The following is a 20,716-nucleotide window of genomic DNA, read 5'->3' as shown; positions in this document are numbered from 1 at the left end:
ACTCGATGCGCTGCATCGACCTTGTACTCGGTCGTGAACGACCGACGCTTCCGCGACATGTGAACATCCTCCCAGCGGGACCGGTGATCCCGCTATCTCGGTGTCCACTACCTGGGGGGAACCTCACCGAACGCCCCGGTGACGCTCGGGTGACCGGGACCATGTGGTGCCTGCCGATGGCCGCGCGACCGTATCCCCGCCGGATGGCCCCCGTAACCCCAGTTAACTGGACCGACGCCCAGGTCACGGCTGCTAAAGTCGGGAAACTGTGACGGCTCTTGCGATACGCCCCCCGCGCATGCGGACGGTCATTGCGGTCGCCACTGTCCTGTATTTTCTCGCCTACACGATCGCCCAGTGCGGCACCTTCCTGGTGCACGGTCACGAGGGCGACGACGTTCACATCGCCTCGTCCACCACCTCACTGCCGACCGCGGAATCGGCTCCCGGTCACGCGCACATCGACAACGGATCGACACACGTGGCGCACGAGGCGCACACCGTCGTCGCCATGCCCCGATCCGACAATCCGCTCCGCCCGCTGACCGTTGCCGCGATCGTCGCGATGGCCCTGGCTGTGGTGCTGTTGGTGATATCAGCGCCGCGCACTCCGCGGGCCCCGCCGGATCTACCCATTCCCATCCGGCACGGCCGGACCCTCTTGAACGAACTCTGTATCAACAGGTGCTGATCAGCAGCCCGCAGGCCATCGAGGACTTCTCCTCATGGCCCAGCTCGTGCTGCCCTCACTCACCTACTGCACTGTCGCAGTCATATACAGGGATTACTCATCATGAACACTGCTGTTCCCTCCACCCTCGTTCCACCATCCGCCGCCGCCCACCTGCTGACCACCGCTCACCGTTGCCCGCAACCGAGCACCATGGTCGGCAACACCCCCGTTCTGTGGATCGGTGAACCGTTCGCTGACCACGGCCGCGGCTTCTGGGCGAAACTCGAAGGCAGCAATCCCGGCGGGATGAAAGACCGCCCCGCGCTGCACATGGTCGAGAAAGCGAAGGCCCGCGGCGACCTCGCTCCCGGTGCGACGATCATCGAATCCACCAGTGGAACCCTCGGCCTGGGTCTGGCCTTGGCCGGGATCACCCATCACCATCCCGTCACCCTCGTCACCGACCCCGGCCTGGAACCGATCGTGCACCGGATGCTCGCCGCCTACGGCGCCCACGTCGAATTGGTCACCACACCGCACCCCACCGGCGGCTGGCAGCAGGCCCGGCGCGAGAAGGTCCGTGAACTCCTCGATGCACATCCGGGGTCGTGGTGCCCGGACCAATACACCAACCCGGACAACGTCGAGGCGTACGAGTCACTCGCTCATGAACTCATCGCCCAGCTCGGCCACGTCGACACACTGGTTTGCTCTGTGGGCACCGGCGGACACTCCGCCGGTGTCGCCCGAGTGCTTCGTCGGTTCTGCCCCGATCTGAAACTGGTCGGCGTCGATACCGTCGGGTCGACCATTTTCGGACAACCCGCCAGCACCCGGCTCATGCGCGGATTGGGTTCGAGCATCTATCCCGACAACATCGACTACGCTGCCTTCGACGAAGTGCACTGGGTGGCCCCCCAGGAAGCCGTGTGGTCCTGCCGCACCCTGGCGTCCACCCATCACGCCAGCGGCGGCTGGAGCGTTGGTGCTGTCGCGCTGACCGCTGGCTGGATCGCCCGCACCAGCCCACCGGAGACCCGGGTTGCGGCTGTCTTCCCTGACGGCCCGCAGCGCTACTTCGACACCATCTACAACGACGATTACTGCGCCGAGCACGGTTTATCGGACGTGAACCCTCCTGCCGAGCCGGCGACCATCGCCCACCCCACCGACCAGATCGTGAAGTCCTGGACCCGGTGCGCCACCGTGGTCGATCCCACAGAGAGCGTTTCATGAAGAACCTTCTGACCCAGTTCCGCAGCTTCGACCGGCCCGCTCAGGTGTTGATGGTCAACCAGTTCTCCATCAACGTAGGTTTCTACATGCTGATGCCATATCTGGCTGGCTACCTGGCCGGCCCATTGGGCCTGGCGGCGTGGGCTGTTGGTCTGGTTCTGGGCATGCGGAACTTCTCCCAACAGGGGATGTTCCTGCTCGGGGGCACGCTCGCGGACCGCCTCGGCTACAAGCCCCTGATCGTCGCCGGCTGCCTGCTGCGGGTCGCCGGATTCGTGCTGCTCGCGGCGGTGGAATCGCTGCCGGCGATTCTGCTCGCGTCGGCCGCCACCGGGTTCGCCGGTGCGCTGTTCAATCCGGCGGTGCGGGCATATCTGGCCGCCGACGCGGGGCCACGGCGGGTCGAGGCGTTTGCGGTGTTCAACGTGTTCTATCAGGCCGGGATTCTGCTGGGTCCATTGATCGGTCTCGCTCTGACCACCCTCGATTTCCGGGTCACCTCGCTGGTAGCGGCCGCGGTCTTCGCCGTGCTGACAATCGTGCAGATCTGGGCGTTACCTGCGCACAGGGTGGAGGCGACCGCAGCCAAGACATCGGTCCTCGAGGACTGGCGACTTGTGATCACGAATCGGCCCTTCGTGCTGTTCGCGCTGGCGATGATCGGATCCTATGTCCTCTCGTTCCAAATCTATCTGGCGCTGCCGCTGCAGGCGGCGGTTGTGGTCGGCGACGACCGCTCCGATACCGCCTTGGTTACCTCGCTGTTCGTGGTCTCGGGAGTGGTGGCGATCGCCGGACAGTTACGGATCACGTCCTGGTTCTCCCGAAGGTGGGGTTCCGGACGAAGCCTGGTCGTCGGTATGACGATCATGGCGATGGCATTCCTGCCCCTGATCGTGCTGCCCAGTCCAGACACTTTGGGTGGATGGGCTGCTGCCAGCGCCTTGGTGCTCACCGCTGCGTTGTTGGCGGTCGGCACCGCCGCCGTGTTTCCATTCGAGATGGATACGGTGGTCGCACTCTCGGGCGGCAAGCTCGTGGCGACCCATTACGGCTTCTACAACACCGTTATCGGGATAGGCATCCTGCTCGGCAATTTAGGTACCGGCGCTGTTTTCGGGTTCCTCAGTGAAGCAGGTCTGGGCGCGCTGATCTGGGTGGCGCTATCTGTTGTCGGGGCGGTGTGTGTGACCGCCCTGTATCTGCTCGACCGGTCCGCCCGGCTCTCCCCTCCGCCGCTCAAGACCACTGTGACCGAAACCGATGAGGTAGCGGCCCCCAGCTAGTCCCCGGTGGCTTCGACGTAGTGAGGCCGCAATCCCGCCCAATTACGCAGTTTTGAGCGGGTGGGGTTCTGGCAAGCACCGGTTACTCTGCGCTCGACCAGGAGTTGTGCATGATCAAACGAGTTCTCTGTCCCATCCGACTGTCCCCGAGATATCGACAAGTGTGGCGCAAGGTCGTTGATGCCCGGGCCTTCGACGACGAGATGCGCTGTCTGAAATCTGGCTGCCGCGCGAGGGTCTGCCCCCACGCTGAACTGAGTAACGTCCTCCCGACCGAATCGACCAGCTGTCGGCGTGGTGTCGCACTGCGCAACGACAAGGGTGGGAGGCAGAGGCCACCAGTGCGCCATCGCTTCCACACCCCGTTCGCCCCAGCGAGGGGCTTCTCGCCCCACAAACCGGCACGGTGTCTCCGCCCCAGATATGGATGGAATTCGGCTGGGCGTCTACCGTCCAATCGTCGTGGAAGATACTGTGCAGCGCGATGATTGCCTCAACGCAAAGACGAATGCGCGTTCCTCTGCCAGATCCCCGCGCCGCGGTACCCGGCGAAGACCTATGATCCTGCGCGATCCACGATTCCTCGTTACCGTGGGGGCGCTGGCAGTGCTGGCAGTGGCCGCCGCCCTCGCCCCCCGCCCGTCGATCTCCATGGTGCGGGACTGGGCGGAGTCGGTGGGTCCAGGGTTCGTATTGGTGTTCTTTCTGGTCCAGTCGGTGCTGACAATCGCTCCGGTGCCGCGAACGGTGTTCACCGTCAGTGCCGGGCTGTTGTTCGGTCCCACCGGCGGAGTCGCCGTCGCGATCGGCGCCACGACTGTCAGCGCTGTGCTGGCGTTTCTGCTGGTGCGGGCGCTTGGTCGCACGGTGGTACAAGCGCGGATGACGCACCCCGCGGTGAAGGCCATCGATGCCCGACTGGCCAAACGAGGGTGGCTCGCAGTCGGGTCCCTGCGGCTCATCGCCCCGGCACCGTTCGCCCTGGTCAACTATTGCTCCGCACTCTCGGCGGTGCGCTTACTGCCCTACACCGCGGCAACGGTGGTGGGGATTCTGCCTGGCACTGTCGCAGCAGTGTTGCTCGGTGACGCATTGTCCGGGGAGGCGAACCCTGTCCTGATGGTCGTGACGTTGATAGGCATAGCGGTCGGGCTTGCGGGATTGCTGGTAGACGCCCGCCTGCCCGTATCGCGGGCCAGGCACTCCCAGGAGTCGGTCGAAACAGAGCCACGCGAGCGGCAAATCCGTTACGCCCAGTCGCTGCCGCGTTCGACTTCGGAACCGGATTGCGAGGCACCTCCACGCCGGTGCATCACACGCCAGTGAGCGCGTCACCGGCGGGAGTTCTTTTTGCCAGGAAGATTTGCGGCGATCGCCGCAATCAAGGTCAGGTATATGAATCCGACGGCGAGAAGGACAGCCATCGGCACCCTGCCGCAGTCCAGCAGTAGGTGATCAGGATCGCGGTCGTCCTGCTCGGGGCCGCGGCCCCATGCCGGATGTCCTCACCGATGTCGCATGCGACTTGAGGGACCGGCACTGGCACGACCGTGCGCCGGGTGACTACGCCAGATCGACCGCAAACCAACCCACGACCTGGGGTGCCCCATCAGGGTCGCGAGACCATCCCCGATCTGCCAGCGCTCGACGCGAACGCAGCATGCACACGGGATCACCAAAGGGTGCACAGCCCTCTCGCGGAACATTACTTTTTGCTGCCGGGAGCCTTTGCGCCCGACTTGAATCCGAGTCCGCCGGCCTTGGCGACCGGTGGAGCCTTCGGGGCTTCCGCCTCGGCAGCCGGAGCCTCTGACGGTGCAGCTGCCTGTGCAGCGGCGGGTGCAGCCGGAGCAGCGGCAGGTGCTTCAGCAGCAGGTGCAGCCTTCGCGCCGGGTGCCTTGGCGGCGCCCTTCATCTGCAGTCCCTTGCCGCCGGGTGCCTTGGCTCCGCCCTTCATCTGCAGTCCCTTGCCGCCGGGAGCCTTGGCTCCGCCCGCCAAGCCGAGGCCCTTCGGCTTGGCCGCAGGTGCGGCGGGTGCTGTGGCTTCGGCAGCGGGAGCTGCGTCGGCTTCGGCAGGAGCTGCCTTCTTGGCTCCGGGAGCCTTTGCTCCGCCGGCCATTCCGAGTCCCTTGCCGGGTGCCTTTGCGCCGGGAGCTTTCGCGCCGGGTGCCTTGGCAAGACCCTTCATGGCGAGGCCCTTACCGGCGGGAGCTGCCTTGGCTTCCGGAGTCGCGGCGGCTTCCTCGACTTCGGCGACCCGATCCTGCTCGACAGTTTCGGCCTTTGCCTCAGCAGCGACCGGGGTCTTCTCACGCGGGATCACCTTGATGTTCTCGCCGAGCTGGGCGGGATCGAGGCGGGTGACGGAGTTCAGCATCAACTGCGCGACGTCGACGACCTCGACGCCTTCGCCCTGGCCTTGCTCCTGGCGGGCAGTGACGCCGTCGGTGAGCATGACGCGGCAGAACGGGCAACCCGTGGCGATCTTCTTGGGGTTGGTGGAGAGCGCTTCGTCGACGCGGTCGACGTTGATGCGCTTGCCGATGTTCTCTTCCATCCACATGCGAGCACCACCGGCACCACAGCACATGGAACGTTCGCCGTGACGCGGCATTTCGACCAGCTTGGAGCCTGAGGCTTCCATGAGTTCACGGGGAGCGTCGTAAACCTTGTTGTGGCGTCCGAGGAAGCACGGGTCGTGGTAGGTGACGTCTTCGCTCACGGACGCAACCGGGATCAGCTTCTTCTGGCGCACCAGACGGTTGAGCAGCTGGGTGTGGTGCACGACCTCGTAGTCGCCGCCCACCTCCGGGTACTCGTTGCCGAGGGCGTTGAAGCAGTGCGCACAGGTGACGACGATCTTGCGCTTCTTCTGCTCGATACCGTCGAACACGGAGTTGAGCATCTCGATGTTCTGCAGAGCGAGCTGCTGGAACAAGAACTCGTTGCCGGCACGACGAGCGGAGTCGCCGGTGCAGGTTTCGTCGGCGCCGAGAACCATGAACTTCACTCCCGCAGTGGCGAGGAGCTCGGCAACGGCCTTGGTGGTCTTCTTGGCACGGTCTTCGTAGGCACCGGCGCAGCCGACCCAGAAGAGGTACTCGTAGTCCTCGAAGCTGTCGGCGTCCTTGCCGAAGACGGGGATCTCGAAGTCCATCTCGCCTATCCAGTTGAGACGGTCCTTGGAGTTCTGGCCCCAGGGGTTGCCCTTGTTCTCGAGGTTCTTGAACAGGCCGGCGAGCTCGGAGGGGAACTCCGATTCGATCAGGACCTGGTAGCGACGCATGTCGATGATGTGGTCGACGTGTTCGATGTCGACGGGGCACTGTTCGACGCAGGCGCCGCAGTTGGTGCAGCTCCACAAGGTTTCGGCGTCGATGACCGGGGCCATCTCCCCTTCGACGGTTTCACCGACGAGCTTGCGGTCGGCCTCGAGGCGTGCGGCCTCCGGGATCGCGGCCAGGGCGGCTTCCTTGACGTTGCCTTCGGCGTCGACGAGACCGATCTCGTCGCCGCCCATGTCCTTGCGACCACCGGCCAACAGGTACGGGGCCTTGGCATAGCCGTGATCGCGCAGCGACATGATGAGCAGCTTGGGGGAGAGCGGCTTTCCGGTGTTCCAAGCAGGGCACTGGGACTGGCAACGCCCGCACTCGGTGCAGGTGGTGAAGTCCAGCCAGCCCTTCCAGGAGAAGTCTTCGATGTTTCCGGCGCCGAGAGTGTCGGTGTCGGGGTCGACGTTGTCCATCGTCAGGGCTTTGCCCTTGGACATCATGGGCTTCGCGGCGCCGAGGGCGACCGTGCCGTCGTCTTCACGCTTGAAGTAGATGTTGAAGAACGCCGAGAAGCGGTGCCAGGCGACACCCCAGGTGATGTTGCGGCCCACAATGTAGAGCCACACCATCGCCGACATCAATTTCACGAACGCCATGACCGAGACCAAGACCACACTCGCGGGAAGCAGTTTCGCGACCTGCATGGTGAAGAAGTCGGTCCACGGGTTGGCGTGACCGTAGGTCGCGATCTTGCCGGCCTTGACCATGATCATGCCCAGCCCCTCGACCAAGACGATCGTCTCGACGAAATACGCGGCCTTGAAGTTGGAGCCGCCGAACCGGGACAGGCGCGCAGGCAGACGCGGGTGATTGAGCTGACGGATCACGATCAGCGTGGTGATACCGACAACAGTGCCGAGACCCAGCAGTTCATCGATGAAATGGTAGGCAGCCCAGCCACTCACAATCGGCCATCCACCGGCGGGGTTGAAGGTCTGGATGTAGGCCTCCATCGCAACGAACATCCCCAACGCGAACCCGATCATGACGAGCCAGTGTGCCCAGCCCACCGTCCGGAACTTCGCCATACGCGTGTGCGCGATGAACTCGATGACCATCTGCTTGAAGCGAGGGAAGAACGGGCGCCACCGATCGGGTGCCGACTGGCCGATGCGCACGGTGTTGAACATCCTCAACGCACCACTCACGAAGGAACTCCAGCTAAAAACACTTAGCAGCACACCAATCACGCCGAGTGTGATGGTCAGGCTATTCATCGTCGTCTCTCTGTTTTGAAGGCATTACCGAAACCGGCCTCCGAGGTACTCAACTAGTACACCACGTCAAGTTACCTGTCGGTAACTTATCGCGAGATCATCAACGGCCAGGACATGCGATAGCGCCAAACCTGTCGCAGCGATCGAACGAACTGGGGGTGCGGACCCCGCCCGACACCAGGAGGAGACGGAAATCGCCGGGAAATTCGCAGCCGACCGACACTCTAATCTACTACGACCCTTAGTAGCTAAGGATGCTTCCCCCGAGATGTGGACACCAATTTCTATGCGACGATGGTTGCCGTAGCTGATCGCTGCTCGTACTCGATCGGACGGAGATCCGGCCGAGAATGCGGCGTCTCCGTCGCGTCCTGTAATGCGTGTCCCAGCCGAAGACGGCGACGCAAGGCTCACCCTCCCGTTGTTGATGACGATGCCCGACAACAGCATTGAACCAAAGAGATCACATCGACAGAGGTACCTCGACCACACCCCACAATCGGGTGACACCCATCTCCCGGCACACGTCGGCGAATCCCGCCGACGCATTCCGCGGGCCCTCTGTCGCCGCGGGAGATCACGCCTCCCTCCGCTGCGGCGCCTCGGACGGAGACGCCTCGGTGAGCAACCCGCCGCACGTTCGGCTGCGGTTGGGTCAGCCTGAAAACCGTTTCGAGCGTAGGCCCAATACTTTTGTTAGGCAACGGAAGTCATCATCCCCGATAGCGGGTAAGTGATGCCTCCGATGTACCTGATGTTCGGTGCACTCGCGGTCGAATCCCGGGGGTACGCCTTGCCCGTGCCCCTACCTCGTCAACTCGCTCCGCATCTGGCACCGTCGGTCCGTCGTAGGTTTCGACATCGATGGATGCGCACTTCTGAATTTGAACTCTCGCCGATGCTATCTTTGCGATGTGTGTCCGATACGAATACGCGCGGCGGTGCAGCGGGCCTTGCTCGGTGCCGCGATACTCGCTGCGGTGTTCACAGTGCTCATGTCGTCGCAGATCACGCACACGCCTACGAGTTCGTCGATCGCTGCGAGCCATGCCCCGATGGTCGCTGTCATGGAACTCGTCGCCGATGGACCCGACGCCACCACCAGCGACAGTGACAGTGACAGCGTCCTTACCGGCCATGCTCACGACATTCGTGGCGAGGGCGACAGCCCCGCTTCGGGGCTCGATTCGATGCACGTGCTGTTGGCGATTGTCTCGCTAGGGCTCGTCGTCGCCGTCTTGCGTCTGCTCTGGGTCGCATGGGCATACCCCCGCCCTGACGGCGAAAAGCAAACCAGCGCAATCTTTTCGGCGGTCGACGCGACGATGCGTCCCGTATCGATTCTCGACGCAGCCTGCGTGCTGAGGGTGTGACAGGTCTGCGTTAGCCAGCAGATCCTCCACACCCAATTCGGTTCCGCGTCTGCCATCTGTCGAGATGGCGCGCGATCGCACCACAGGAGCGCCGTCGTGCGTGTCATAGTCAGCTCTACCCGGCCCCCGTCCGCACCGAAACCACCCGGTGCACCACGACTCGGCCCCATCCATGTCCGCCACGCCGCTCTCCCCGACCTGTCCACCAGCGCCCGCCTGCACCTCGAGGCCCTACCGGTAGGCCTGTTCCCCCAACTCGGATATCGATTCCTGCGGCGCTGGCATGCAAGCTTCGTCGCACGACCCCATGCGGTTGCGTTCGTCGCAGCCGATGCCGACCAGAACATTCTGGGATTTCTCCTCGGAACACTCGATCACCGGGCGCACCTGAGTCAGGTATTGCGCGACCGCCGGACAGTGGTTTCCCTTGCTGCGCACGGATTCATCGCACTGGCAGTGCGGCCACGCCTCGCTGCGCGATTCGTTCGAACCCGAGCCCGGCCGTGGTGCTCAGCCGTGAGCGAACTGCTTTCACTCCGCCCGCCGAAAGCACGTAGAAACCACTCATCCGCCCGGGAACCCGCCGATGCCACGGCAGTGCTGGTCGCCATCGCCGTCGACCCCACACAGCGCGGACATGGGATCGGAGCGCAGCTCACTGTCGCCTTCGAAACCGCTGCGTCCCGATACGGCACACCGACCGCCGAACTCGTTACCGCGGTAGGCGACGACGACTCGGACAGTTCACACGGCTTCTACGACCGACTCGGATGGATACCCGCGCGGGTCTACCTCGACCGGGACGGGTGCCGCATGCAGGTCTATCACCGATCACTTCCCGCGACTGCGCCCGCATCGAACTCGAACAAGGCAGGAACGACATGACCAGCGCACGACGAACCGTGACGAAACTCGTCGGTTGCACGATACTCGCCGGAGTCCTACTCGCGGGTGTACTTTTTCCTCTCGCCGGAGGCCTGGGATACGCATCGAACCAGGCGTCGAACACCGTCGAAAACGTCTCGTCCGAACTGGTTGAGGGCCTTGTTCCCGGTGTCTCGACCATGGTCGATGCTGCTGGCACCCCGATCGCCTGGCTGTACGAGCAACGCCGCTTCGAGGTGGCGAGCGAGAAGATTTCCAATGAGATGAAACTGGCGATCGTCTCCGTCGAGGACAGACGGTTCGCCGATCATCAAGGCGTGGACTGGCAAGGCACGCTCCGGGCGTTCTTGACCAACACCACAAGCGGACAAGTCGAACAGGGCGCGTCGACCATCAACCAGCAATACGTGAAGAACTACCAACTACTCGTGCTGGCCAAGACCGATTCGGAACGGCGGGCAGCTATCGAAACGACACCGGCCCGCAAGATTCGTGAGATCCGCATGGCGCTCACACTCGATCGACAACTCACCAAGGACGAAATCCTGACCCGATACCTCAACCTGGTTCCCTTCGGTAACGCATCCTTCGGAATTCAGGACGCCGCCCAGACCTACTTCGGCATCGACGCCAGCAAGCTTTCCGCCGTACAGGCGGCCATGCTTGCGGGCATGGTCCAGTCCAGTTCGGCACTGAATCCGTACACGAACGCAGAAGGGGTCACGATACGTCGCAACACCGTTCTCGACACCATGATCGATAACCTTCCCGACCGAGCCGACGAACTTCGGGCAGCCAAGACCCAGCCCTTGGGAGTGCTCCCGGAACCCAACGCACTGCCACGCGGTTGTATCGCCGCCGGCGACCGAGGGTTCTTCTGCGACTACGCCCTGCAGTACCTCGAAGAGGCAGGGATCAGCCGCGAACAAATCGACAAGGGCGGCTACCTGATCAGAACGACCCTCGACCCGGTCGTCCAAGGCTCGGTCAGAACTGCCCTCGTCGGCAACACGAGCCCCGACGTGGATGGTGTCGCGTCGGTGATGAATATCATCGAGCCCGGCCAGGAACAGCATCGACTCCTCGCGATGGGTAGTAGTCGCATCTACGGGCTCGACGCCGATGCAGCTCAGACCGTACAGCCGCAACCATATTCGCTGGTCGGCAACGGTGCTGGCTCGATCTTCAAAATCTTTACCGCCGCCGCGGCTATGGAAAAAGGGCTAGGCAGCAACAGCGTCTTGCAGGTGCCGCGGCGCGTAGAAGTCAAAGGTCTCGGAAACGGCGGCGCACGCGGATGCCCCGTGGCCACCTACTGCGTCGAGAACACAGGCAACTACCCGGCATCTCTGTCACTGACGGACGCCCTGGCTCAATCTCCGAACACCCCGTTCGTGAAACTACTAGAGACCGTCGGTGTCACACCGACCATCGAGATGGCCGTACGCCTCGGACTACGCTCCTACAACGACCCGGGCACCTCGGGCCAAGGTGAACGCAGCATGACCGATCTTCAGAAAGAGCAAAATCTCGGTTCGTTCACCCTCGGTCCGACGCCCGTCAATCCACTCGAACTCTCCAATGTCGCAGCCACACTCGCATCGTCGGGCGTGTGGTGCCCGCCTACCCCCATCGACTCTATAGTCGACAGCGACGGCAACCCGGTGCCGATGACGCAACAAGGATGCGAACAAGTCGTCGACCCCGGGCTGGCGAACACCTTGGCCAACGCGATGAGCAAGGACGATCAACCTGGGGGCACAGCATCCGGCGCCGCCCAATCTGCCGGATGGTCTCTGCCGATGTCGGGAAAAACCGGGACCACCGAGTCGAACCGATCCTCTGGTTTTCTCGGCTTCACCAATCGCTACGCGGGCGCGGTGTATACCTATGGCGATTCGCCGACGCCGAGTGCCATCTGTTCGTTCCCACTGCGCTCGTGCAATTCGGGCGATTTGTACGGCGGCAATGAACCTGCCCGAACGTGGTACAACGCGATGGGACCGATCGCGAGCAACTTCGGACCGATCACGCTACCCCCGCTGGACCAGAAATATGTTCGCGGTTCGGCCGGGGATCAGGTACCCGACGTGGTCGGGATGACCGAGTCCGCCGCAACATCTCTGTTGCAGAACGCCGGGTTCAAAGTGACGGTCTCCCCCACGTCAAGTCCGAGCGCGAGAGGGACAGCAACCGCGACAGCTCCGTCGGGAGCGGCACTTCCGGGCTCCACCATCACCCTGTACATAAGTGACGGATCCTCGACACCGAGCACTACCACGACGAGCCCATCACCGTCAGATACCCCAGGCCCACGATAAGCCCGGGTGCGCCACCATGATGCTTCGGCGATTCCCACCCGGTGGGGGCTGCCACCGCACGCGCTCATCATGAACTCGATTCCCGTCGAGGACCTCGGATCCCGGTTGTGGCGAGCAGAAATCGCTCCGGAATACGGAACATGCGGAGTGCTTCCCTATTTGCCGCTCGCTCCCGCATTCAAAAAACATGATTCGATCGCAAATACATTCTAAGTAAATGACTTTCGATAAAACGGCATCGAAATTCTGCCCCACCGACTAGTAGATCGTTTCGGAAATCAGATGGAAGTGTCCTCACGAATTCACGAGCCGCCTGATCGCCTCGGCGGCCTCCCTGATCTTGGCGTCGGATTCGGCGCCTCCTCTTGCGGCGGCATCGACGACACAATGACTGAGATGGTCTTCGAGCAATTCCATAGCTACTGCATGCAGCGCTTTTTTCATCGCCGATATTTGGGTAAGGATGTCAATGCAGCACCTTTCTTCTTCAACCATTCGCTGCAGCCCTCGCGACTGACCCTCAATACGCTTGAGGCGTTTGAGGTACGAGTCCTTTGCACTGATGTATCCGTGGGTCGCATAGTCACGACGGCCTGGATCAACCGGATTAGTTGTGCCCACGAGATTCCCCTGGTCTCGTCGCCCGTAGTGGGCCAGACGCGAAATCACGTCGCCTCCATGGTGGGCGACAATCGATTGGACCTGCCCTGGCTACGGTGTAGTGCAGCAGTGGCACACACGAAGGCACGTTGAGCAACAGCCCGCCTGTATGGGCGCTTCGCCAACTGCAAGATCTCCGGGTAAGTGACCACACGAGAAGAGCTCTCAATCATTTCTGCCACCAGGGCTAGGCAGTACCGCTGCACCCGCCCTGTGTTCAATCTTCCTGCCCACCGCCGGTTGCGCCACCAATGACGCGATGCCCCGTCAGCCTGTCGACCCGTGCGTGGGACCAGACCAATTGTACCTCCCCGCCGTATCAGATCAGGGGCTTCGACGGCGAGCATTTCCCTTGCACTAGACCATTGCAGGGGGTGAATTCGCAGCCAGCCAACACCCTCATCTACTATGCATCTTAGTAGATGAAGTACCAGTCGCCCGGAAATGTTGCCATCCCTTCGAATACAGGACGAGACACCCAGATGCCCAATAGTCGTCGTGCGCGAACGTCCCCAATCGTGAGGCTCGTCGGCACCGCTCTCATCGCCGTTTCTCTTGCGGCTTGTTCGACGCAGGGAAACGACGACAAGGCCGGCCAGTCCATCGTCCCGCCCATACCAGGCGTGGAGCTCACACCCGAACTTGACCATCTGCACGGGTTGCATATCGACGCCGACGGCACCATCTTGGCGGGTACGCATCGCGGGCTGTTCGCTATCGGAGATTCGGGCGACACAGTGCGGGTGGGTGATTCCGAGGACGATTTGATGGGGTTGGCGGGCGTGACGGGCAGTGACACGCTCTTTTCCTCAGGCCACCCGGGGCCGTCCAGTACCGCAGCCAACCCACTTGGCCTACGCACCAGCAACGACGGTGGCCGAACGTGGACGGAGAGCTCGCTCGCGGGACAGGTCGACTTTCATTCTCTGGTTACAGATGGCAAGACACTCGTCGGCTTCGACGGGGCCAGTGGTGTCACGGTGTCGAAGGATCAGGGAAGGTCGTGGGAATCCGGCGCTGCCCTGGGTGTGGCATCCCTCGCTCTCACCGACAGTGGGACATGGGCTGTCACCTCGTCAGGGCTGCAGTACAGCAGCGACGACGGGCGTACCTTCACAGAGGTCGCCGGAGCGCCGTCCATGGTGATGATCGCCGGATACTCGGATGCACTGTGGGGGGTCGATCAAGATGGATTCACCTGGCGGAGCAGGGAGGGAAAAGACTGGGAGAAGCGCGCTAAGGTCGGAGCAGTCGAAGCGTTGACTGCGGCGAGCTACGACAGCGCGTACGCCGCAACTTCTCAGTCGCTGTATGCCCTGAACTGACCTGAGCATGTCGTTGTTCCTTCGAATGTTCCAGAGCATCGCACTTGTGCTCGTTGCGGGAGCACTTGCCGTTCTGGGAGCTGGCATCGCCGGCGCTCACCCCACGCTGCTCGTTACCGAACCTGGCTCGGAGACTGCCGTTTCCGAGCCTCCGCAAACCATTACCCTGATCTTCAACGAACAAGTCGCCCCCGGCGCCGACGCAATCAAAGTCGTGGATGACGCCGGTCGCGAGAGCCCGATAGATGCTGCAGAGTCATCCAAAGGCGGCCGTGCAATCACTTCCCGGCTCTCGGATGCCCCGTCGCCGGGCACCTACACCGTCCGGTGGCAAGTGATCGGCGCAGATGGTGACCTCGTCGAGGAAGACTTTCGGTTTGCCGTCGGCCTCGCTTTGACCGACAGCGGCGGTGGCGACGACAGCGCCTCGACCTCGTGGACGGAAACCGTGCTCCGGTGGCTGCTGTTCGTCGGGTTCGCCCTCGCGCTCGGGACAATTGTCGCGGAGAGATTGTCGTCTGTGCCGCACGCCGAGAACCCTTCGCTGAAGAAGTTGCGCACCTGGTTTCCGGGTGGCATCTGCATTGCTTTGGTGGGTGTTGCAGGCCTCATGGTTTCGCTCGCCGCTTCGTCCAGCGTTGCTGCGCTATGGCAAGAACGTGCGGGCATCATCTTGCTCGTAGAGACGTGTGGGCTCGTGTTGGCCTTGGCGCTGAAAACTGTGGGGAGCACCAGACTTGCGAGTGCGGCCCTTCTGCTGGTCATTGCCACCGAAGGGCTGCGCTCGCACGCAAACGTCGTCGCTCCCGGATGGGGCGCGTTTCTCACCGCCGTTCATCTCGCGGCAGCGGCAATCTGGGTCGGCGCTTTGCTCCACACGGTTCGCACCGCATTCGCGTGGCGGGGTCAGCATGCCCCGGTTCGGTGGGTCGTGGCCGGTTACACACGACTTGCGCTGTGGACCTTCATCGTCGTCGTGACCACCGGTACGATCTCGGCATTGTTGCTGATCCCCGTTGCCGCAATGTTTTCCACCCCGTACGGACAACTTCTGACGGTCAAACTACTCTTCGTCATCGCCGCCTCGGGTGTGGCGATAACGGCACGGCGGACGATGCGCAGAACTGAACCAGCGGGCAAACTGCGCAATCAGATTCGTATCGAAAGCATCCTCCTGATCTCCGTGCTCGCCATCAGTGCTGCATTAGTCTCGACAGCGCCTGCCAACTCACCAACCCAGCCGGGACCACCTGCAGCCATCGGTCCGGTTCTGCCGCTGGGAACATTGGCCGGACAGATTGGGGTGAGCGTCGCCGCCAGCGAAGGGCAGCTGGTGGTTCGACTGTCGACTCCGCGCCGCGTCGACTACTACGCCCAGGAACCGGACCAGGAATACACCTTGATCGGCGCACTGCGGGCGGGCGGGGTGAACACTTCACTTTCCTTGCGCGGGTGCGGATCCGGATGCTTCGTGGCGCAAACTGATTGGCCGCTGGGTGAAAGTGTGCTCACGCTCGAGGCTGCGGCGACAGGGTGGCGGGGCGGGACGGTCAGCATGTTAATTCCATGGCCTGTTCAGTCCGGGGACACTGATCTCGCTCGAGCCGTAGATATCACTCGTGCTCAGAAGAATCTGACCTTTTACGAATCGGTGACCAGTGATGCCGCAAACGTCGGCCCCGAACCTCAGCAACTAAGTCTGTCCAGCGAGTTCTTTCTCGCCCAGGAGCCGTATGCGGACGGTACTGCGCCCGTCGTGGTGCGCTTACCCAGTGCCGGACGGCAACTCCGTCTGGCTGTGGGCTATCCGGCTGCGGGTATGAACGTGCTGCTCGACCTTGACCAAACTGGACGAATAGTTTCCGAAACACTAAGCGATGCAAAACATCTCATCACCCGCACCTTCGTCTACCCCGAGGTGAACTGATGGGGGAGAACTGATGAGATATTCACGTCCAGTGAACTGTCACCGTGCAATAGGAACGGAAGCTGCGATGATCTCCCCTTACGCGTTCATTCGCCCCTGCCAGTTCTGTCGCACCCGCGCACTGGCCGCGCCCAGGCCTTCGAAATCCCTACGGCATACGCTGATTGACGAACCGGTAGCGGTGGCTCTGGCCTGCAGTCTGTTCAAGCACTCATCGCCTGCTGTCGCTTGTCTTGATCACCGCAACCTTCTGATTGCAGGTTCCACCATCACCTCGCTGGTCCTGCCCGGCGCGGCGCACGACACCGCGCTGATCACCACGACAGTCGTCACCGAGCGCGAGGACGAGGATCATACCGGCGTGCGTGAGTGGAGGGTTGCACGTTCCCCTGTTGCTGCAGACGTGCATCGTGTTCGGGCCCACCGTGCACGACACCTTGCCCCTACACAACCAACTGTCGGCGCTGCGGATACGACAGACGCTCATAGTGGAACTACTGACCATCCGGGTCGACGGCCCCTCCCCAGAAAAATTTTCTGCACAACAACACATTCCAGGAGAAAAATATGATGCTTACACGTGCTGTTTCCACACGTATCGCAGTCTCAGCGGGGTCTGCCGTCGGTCTGATGCTGATCGCCGGCTGCGGCGGCCATGACATGAGCCAAATGTCGAGCAACGACAGCGGAAACATGTCCAACTCCTCCGCGGCCTCGCAGCCCAACGGCGCCAACAGCGCGGATATACAGTTCATCGCGATGATGTATCCACATCACGCACAGGCCGTCGAGATTGCAAAGCTGGCCGACAGTCGCACCACCAATCCTCGAATACTCGAACTCGCCGCTTCGATCCAAACCGCTCGAGGGCCCGAAATGGATCAGATTGCAGCGCTCGTCGAACAATGGGGTCAACCTACGTCCGACGCCACCTCCCCTGTGGACTCCATGGATGGAATGGACCACGGCGGGGTTGATTCAGGAATGATGTCCCAGCAGCAGATCGCTCAATTGGAGGGGTTGCGCGATGGGGACTTCGACACCGCGTGGCTGAAGATGATGATTGAACATCACTCCGGCGCGATCGCGACGGCCCAATCGGAACTATCCGATGGCGACAACGCCGACGCCAAGCAATTGGCTACCGATATCATCGCCGCACAGCAGTCCGAGATCACCGCGATGCAAGCACTTTTGCAACAGAACTGATCCGGAAATTGTCGAGTGGCTAGGCCTGTCCATCGAAGCCTCTCTTCTCGTTGTCCGCTCTGATCTTCCATCTGATTACTTGCGTCCCTTGCGAATCACTGTCTTCGTCGGCGCTCCCCACCCACTGACGTGAAGGAACAATTATGGCCTCAACACGGCATACAGGGTTACTCGTCCTTTTCCTTATGGTCGCAACGCTGACAGGATGCACCTCCACAGCACCGCAGTCCGCACCGAGTGACACGGGTGCGCCCGCCGAGAACAACTCTCCTGTCTCCGCGCTGGTGATGACTCCTTCCGGGGGGACAGATACCGTCAACCCCCTTGATCCGGTCACGGTGGAATCTGTTGGCGGGAGGCTCGACTCGGTAGTGCTCACCGAAGTGGGCGGGGCTGTGGTCGATGGCATCTTCACCCCTGACCGGCAGGTGTGGAAACCCGGCGCTTCCTTGGACTACGGGAAGACCTACACGATGACAGCGTCAGCCACCCAAAACGATGGCTCACGTCTCGATCAGTCCAGCACCTTCTCCACAGTCAAGCCGCGGAACCTGACCAAACCATCCTTCGTGACGGCCGGGGGTAACCTCCTCACAGATGGTGGCACTTTCGGGGTAGGGATCGTTATTGTCACGCATTTCGACGAGCCGATCCTCGATCGTGCAGCGGCGGAGAAGAGCCTGACTGTGCAAACGTCGGTGCCGCTCGAAGGCTCGTGGTACTGGGTGGATGACCAGAATGTTCACTGGCGACCTCGTGCGTACTATCCCCCCGGCACCGAGGTCACGGTCCGGGCTGCGGTCTTCGGCGTCCCGCTCGGTGGCGGACTGTTCGGACAGGAAGACGCCACGACTGCATTCACCATCGGCGACTCGCATATCGCCGTCGCCGACGATACGACCAAGCAAGTGACGGTCACGAGCAACGGCAAAACTGTGCGCACTATGCCGACATCGATGGGCATGGGAGGAACCGAGCTCGTCAACGGCCAAACGATCTCCTTCTGGACCCAACCAGGCATTTACACCGTCCTCGATCAGGCCAACCCCGTGATCATGGACTCGTCGACCTACGGACTTCCCGTCAATTCCCGGCTGGGGTACAAGGAAAAAATCAACTACGCCACCCGAATAAGCACCGACGGAATTTACCTTCACGAACTCGAAGACACAGTCTGGGCGCAAGGCAATACCAATGTTTCACACGGCTGCTTGAACCTCAGCCGCGCCAATGCTCAATGGTTCTATGATTTTTCGCTTCCCGGAGATGTCGTGGAGATACGCAATACCGGCGGCGCCCCTCTCGAATTATGGCAGAACGGCGACTGGAGTGTGCCGTGGGACCGATGGTCGGAAGGCAGCGCGCTGTAAGACCTGTCGCCCTGCCGGCAAACGATGCTGAATCGCAAACAGAAGCTCCGCGCGAGACGTTCTCCCGTAGTCGACGCGAAAGTGCTGGATAAACCTTTGACACTGTCAGAGCTGACAGGGGTTCGCAGATCGTCGCTGGAGGAGGTCGCCAGACACCGCCGCCGTATCGGGGCGGCGACGGGAAGCGGAACAGATAGTATTTCTACAGGGCTTCGGTTCGCCGCCTCGGCAACCTCCAGCGTGCAGAGTCGACACGACACCCTCATCGAGCGGTCCCACATCACTGTGACCGACGAATCACCGACAGCGCTGGTTGGGCCCCGTACGAAAGCGACGGAGGTTGCAGGTTGGGCACTCACACGGTGCGGTGACGAATGCAGCTCTACGAGGAGGAAAAATGCAAGGTCTGGGAGAGCTCGAGGCGCTGGTGATGGATGTGCTGTGGCGCTCCACCGAACCGGTCCGTGTTCGCGACGTCATCGACGGCCTCGATGACGACCGTGAACCGGCGTACACGACGGTGATGACGGTCATGGACAATCTTCATCGTAAAGGTTGGGTGCATCGTCAGCGAAACGGCCGCGCGTACTGGTACGAAGCCACGCGAAGTCGCGAGGAAGCGGCAGCTGACGGGTTGCGCGCACTTCTCGAATCCACCGGAGACCCGACCGGAGTCCTGTTGCATTTTGTTCGGGGGACATCCGATGTCGAATCGAAGATCCTGGCGCGTGGATTGCGTGAACGAGGAAAGAAGTGACAGCCGTCCTCGCGTGGGCAGTCGGCGGGCTCCTCGTTGCCGCACTCTCCCCACTGTTTCTCGGATCGATGATGCGTCGCGGCGTTGATCCGCATGTCGTCCTCGTCTCGTGGGGCGCTCTGGCACTCGGAACTGTAGTGAGTATCAGTGTCCCGGTGATCTTGAGCCTTTTACCCAGTCACGGGGGCGTCTCGTCGCTGATCGAATTCGCCCACAGCTGTTGGCTCGCCCTTCACGACGACGCGCCGGCCAGGCTCGAGACGGCGGTGGGTGTACTCGGCGGGTCAACCCTGGTCATCGGGGCGGTGCGAGGCACCGTCCATCTGTTCAGCTTCTCCCGTACCCGCCGCGAGCTACACCAGCAGCACCTCGGGTTGCTGCGCATTCTGGGGGGTGCACGGTCCTCGTCACTGCTCTGGCTCCCGGTTTCTGTGCCCTTCGCCTACAGCATCGCTGGGCGCCCTGCGCTTGTCGTTGCCAGCGACGGATTGAGAGATCAACTCGACACCGAGGCTCTGGCTGCAGTGCTCGCGCATGAACGGGCACACATCACGGGCCGTCACCATCTGCTCGTCAGTGCAGCGCAAACGCTCGCCTACGCGTTCCCGTGGCTTCCGATCATGCGATCTTCGCCCCCATTGGTCCGTGCGTTGGTGGAAATCGAAGCCGACTCCCGAGCCGTTCGTCAGCATGGGCGCGAATCCGTGCACCGAGCACTCTGCAGTATGACGCCCCACGATGTGCCCGTGGCGGCTCTGGGAATAGCGCAGGATTGCCTGGCGTTGCGACTTGATCGTCTGTCCTCCCATCGCACCCACCACCCGGCGCCCATTCGCTACCTCCGCACCCTTGCTGCCTGCGGAACGGCGATCGTCCTACCTGCGGCGCCTCTTCTGGCGCTACTGGGTGCGATGGCGATGGCTTCATGCGCAACAGGTGCATAAAGCCACAGTGCGAAACGCGCATCGACACAGAGTCCGGTTCGCAGCGCTCATGCCCGAGGTCGGTTCAACCCCCTCCTCGAACTGAACCGGCCTCACGCACCGAACGCGGCGCCAATCGAATTGGCCAGATCCCGCGCGAAACTTGATTCGAGACCATCCCAATTTCCGCGAGACTCACCTGCTGCGCACGTGGCAGCA

The 20,716-nt window shown here is 62.2% G+C and carries 15 protein-coding genes; 13 read left to right on the top strand and 2 right to left on the bottom strand.

Features of this window, described 5'->3' with window-relative positions; genetic code table 11:
- Positions 1 to 298: 298 nt before the first annotated feature.
- The 4 genes from G8767_RS27070 (at position 299) to G8767_RS27055 (ending at position 4,521) form a co-directional block, all read left to right on the top strand.
- Positions 299 to 691: a hypothetical protein gene (locus tag G8767_RS27070; RefSeq protein WP_042926809.1), complete on the top strand. Its 393-nt coding sequence runs from the start codon at positions 299 to 301 to the stop codon at positions 689 to 691.
- A gap of 102 nt (positions 692 to 793) precedes the next feature.
- Positions 794 to 1,909, top strand: a complete 1,116-nt coding sequence (locus tag G8767_RS27065) for a PLP-dependent cysteine synthase family protein (RefSeq protein WP_042926806.1) — start codon at positions 794 to 796, stop codon at positions 1,907 to 1,909.
- Positions 1,906 to 3,195 carry an MFS transporter gene (locus G8767_RS27060; protein ID WP_047268972.1) on the top strand — a complete coding sequence of 430 codons (1,290 nt, stop codon included), beginning with the start codon at positions 1,906 to 1,908 and terminating at the stop codon, positions 3,193 to 3,195. Before G8767_RS27065 ends, G8767_RS27060 begins: the two co-directional genes overlap by 4 nt.
- Before the next feature lie 558 nt (positions 3,196 to 3,753).
- On the top strand, positions 3,754 to 4,521 hold the full coding sequence (locus G8767_RS27055) for a TVP38/TMEM64 family protein (RefSeq protein ID WP_128638104.1): 768 nt from the start codon (positions 3,754 to 3,756) through the stop codon (positions 4,519 to 4,521).
- Positions 4,522 to 4,900: 379 nt separating this feature from the next.
- On the opposite strand, the gene G8767_RS27050 is transcribed toward G8767_RS27055, so the two are convergent.
- On the bottom strand, positions 4,901 to 7,747 hold the full coding sequence (locus G8767_RS27050) for a (Fe-S)-binding protein (RefSeq protein WP_240952847.1): 2,847 nt from the start codon (positions 7,745 to 7,747) through the stop codon (positions 4,901 to 4,903).
- A gap of 914 nt (positions 7,748 to 8,661) precedes the next feature.
- Here G8767_RS27050 and G8767_RS27045 point away from each other — a divergent pair.
- The 3 genes from G8767_RS27045 (at position 8,662) to G8767_RS27035 (ending at position 12,326) form a co-directional block, all read left to right on the top strand.
- A complete protein-coding gene (locus G8767_RS27045) occupies positions 8,662 to 9,120 on the top strand; it encodes a hypothetical protein (RefSeq protein WP_166812809.1) in 459 nt (152 codons plus the stop codon).
- A gap of 96 nt (positions 9,121 to 9,216) precedes the next feature.
- The gene (locus tag G8767_RS27040; RefSeq protein WP_051649758.1) at positions 9,217 to 10,005 is read left to right on the top strand and encodes a GNAT family N-acetyltransferase; all 789 of its coding nucleotides are present in this window, start codon (positions 9,217 to 9,219) and stop codon (positions 10,003 to 10,005) included.
- The gene (locus G8767_RS27035) at positions 10,002 to 12,326 is read left to right on the top strand and encodes a transglycosylase domain-containing protein (RefSeq protein ID WP_187781734.1); all 2,325 of its coding nucleotides are present in this window, start codon (positions 10,002 to 10,004) and stop codon (positions 12,324 to 12,326) included. Before G8767_RS27040 ends, G8767_RS27035 begins: the two co-directional genes overlap by 4 nt.
- A gap of 294 nt (positions 12,327 to 12,620) precedes the next feature.
- Here G8767_RS27035 and G8767_RS27030 read toward each other — a convergent pair whose 3' ends face one another.
- Positions 12,621 to 12,947, bottom strand: a complete 327-nt coding sequence (locus tag G8767_RS27030; RefSeq protein WP_047270574.1) for a metal-sensitive transcriptional regulator — start codon at positions 12,945 to 12,947, stop codon at positions 12,621 to 12,623.
- 521 nt (positions 12,948 to 13,468) lie between these two features.
- On the opposite strand from G8767_RS27030, the gene G8767_RS27025 reads away from it, so the two are divergent.
- The 6 genes from G8767_RS27025 to G8767_RS27000 all read left to right on the top strand — a co-directional run bounded on the left by G8767_RS27025 (position 13,469) and on the right by G8767_RS27000 (position 20,518).
- Entirely contained in the window at positions 13,469 to 14,311 is an 843-nt protein-coding gene (locus tag G8767_RS27025; protein WP_042925761.1) for a F510_1955 family glycosylhydrolase, read from the top strand.
- A 7-nt stretch (positions 14,312 to 14,318) separates the two neighbouring features.
- Positions 14,319 to 16,238, top strand: a complete 1,920-nt coding sequence (locus G8767_RS27020; protein WP_042925760.1) for a copper resistance protein CopC — start codon at positions 14,319 to 14,321, stop codon at positions 16,236 to 16,238.
- A 630-nt stretch (positions 16,239 to 16,868) separates the two neighbouring features.
- A complete protein-coding gene (locus G8767_RS27015) occupies positions 16,869 to 17,447 on the top strand; it encodes a DUF305 domain-containing protein (RefSeq protein ID WP_042925755.1) in 579 nt (192 codons plus the stop codon).
- 143 nt (positions 17,448 to 17,590) lie between these two features.
- On the top strand, positions 17,591 to 18,817 hold the full coding sequence (locus G8767_RS27010) for an Ig-like domain-containing protein (RefSeq protein ID WP_042925753.1): 1,227 nt from the start codon (positions 17,591 to 17,593) through the stop codon (positions 18,815 to 18,817).
- A gap of 397 nt (positions 18,818 to 19,214) precedes the next feature.
- Positions 19,215 to 19,574 carry a BlaI/MecI/CopY family transcriptional regulator gene (locus tag G8767_RS27005; protein WP_019747377.1) on the top strand — a complete coding sequence of 120 codons (360 nt, stop codon included), beginning with the start codon at positions 19,215 to 19,217 and terminating at the stop codon, positions 19,572 to 19,574.
- Positions 19,571 to 20,518 carry a M56 family metallopeptidase gene (locus tag G8767_RS27000; RefSeq protein WP_042925751.1) on the top strand — a complete coding sequence of 316 codons (948 nt, stop codon included), beginning with the start codon at positions 19,571 to 19,573 and terminating at the stop codon, positions 20,516 to 20,518. The genes G8767_RS27005 and G8767_RS27000 overlap by 4 nt, the downstream gene beginning before the upstream one ends.
- Positions 20,519 to 20,716 lie beyond the last annotated feature (198 nt).

Source organism: Rhodococcus sp. IC4_135 (assembly GCF_011602025.1).
Taxonomy (GTDB): Bacteria; Actinomycetota; Actinomycetes; order Mycobacteriales; family Mycobacteriaceae; genus Rhodococcus_F; species Rhodococcus_F baikonurensis.
Note: the sequence above shows the minus strand (reverse complement) of the source record. Positions and strands in the feature narration are given on the sequence as shown.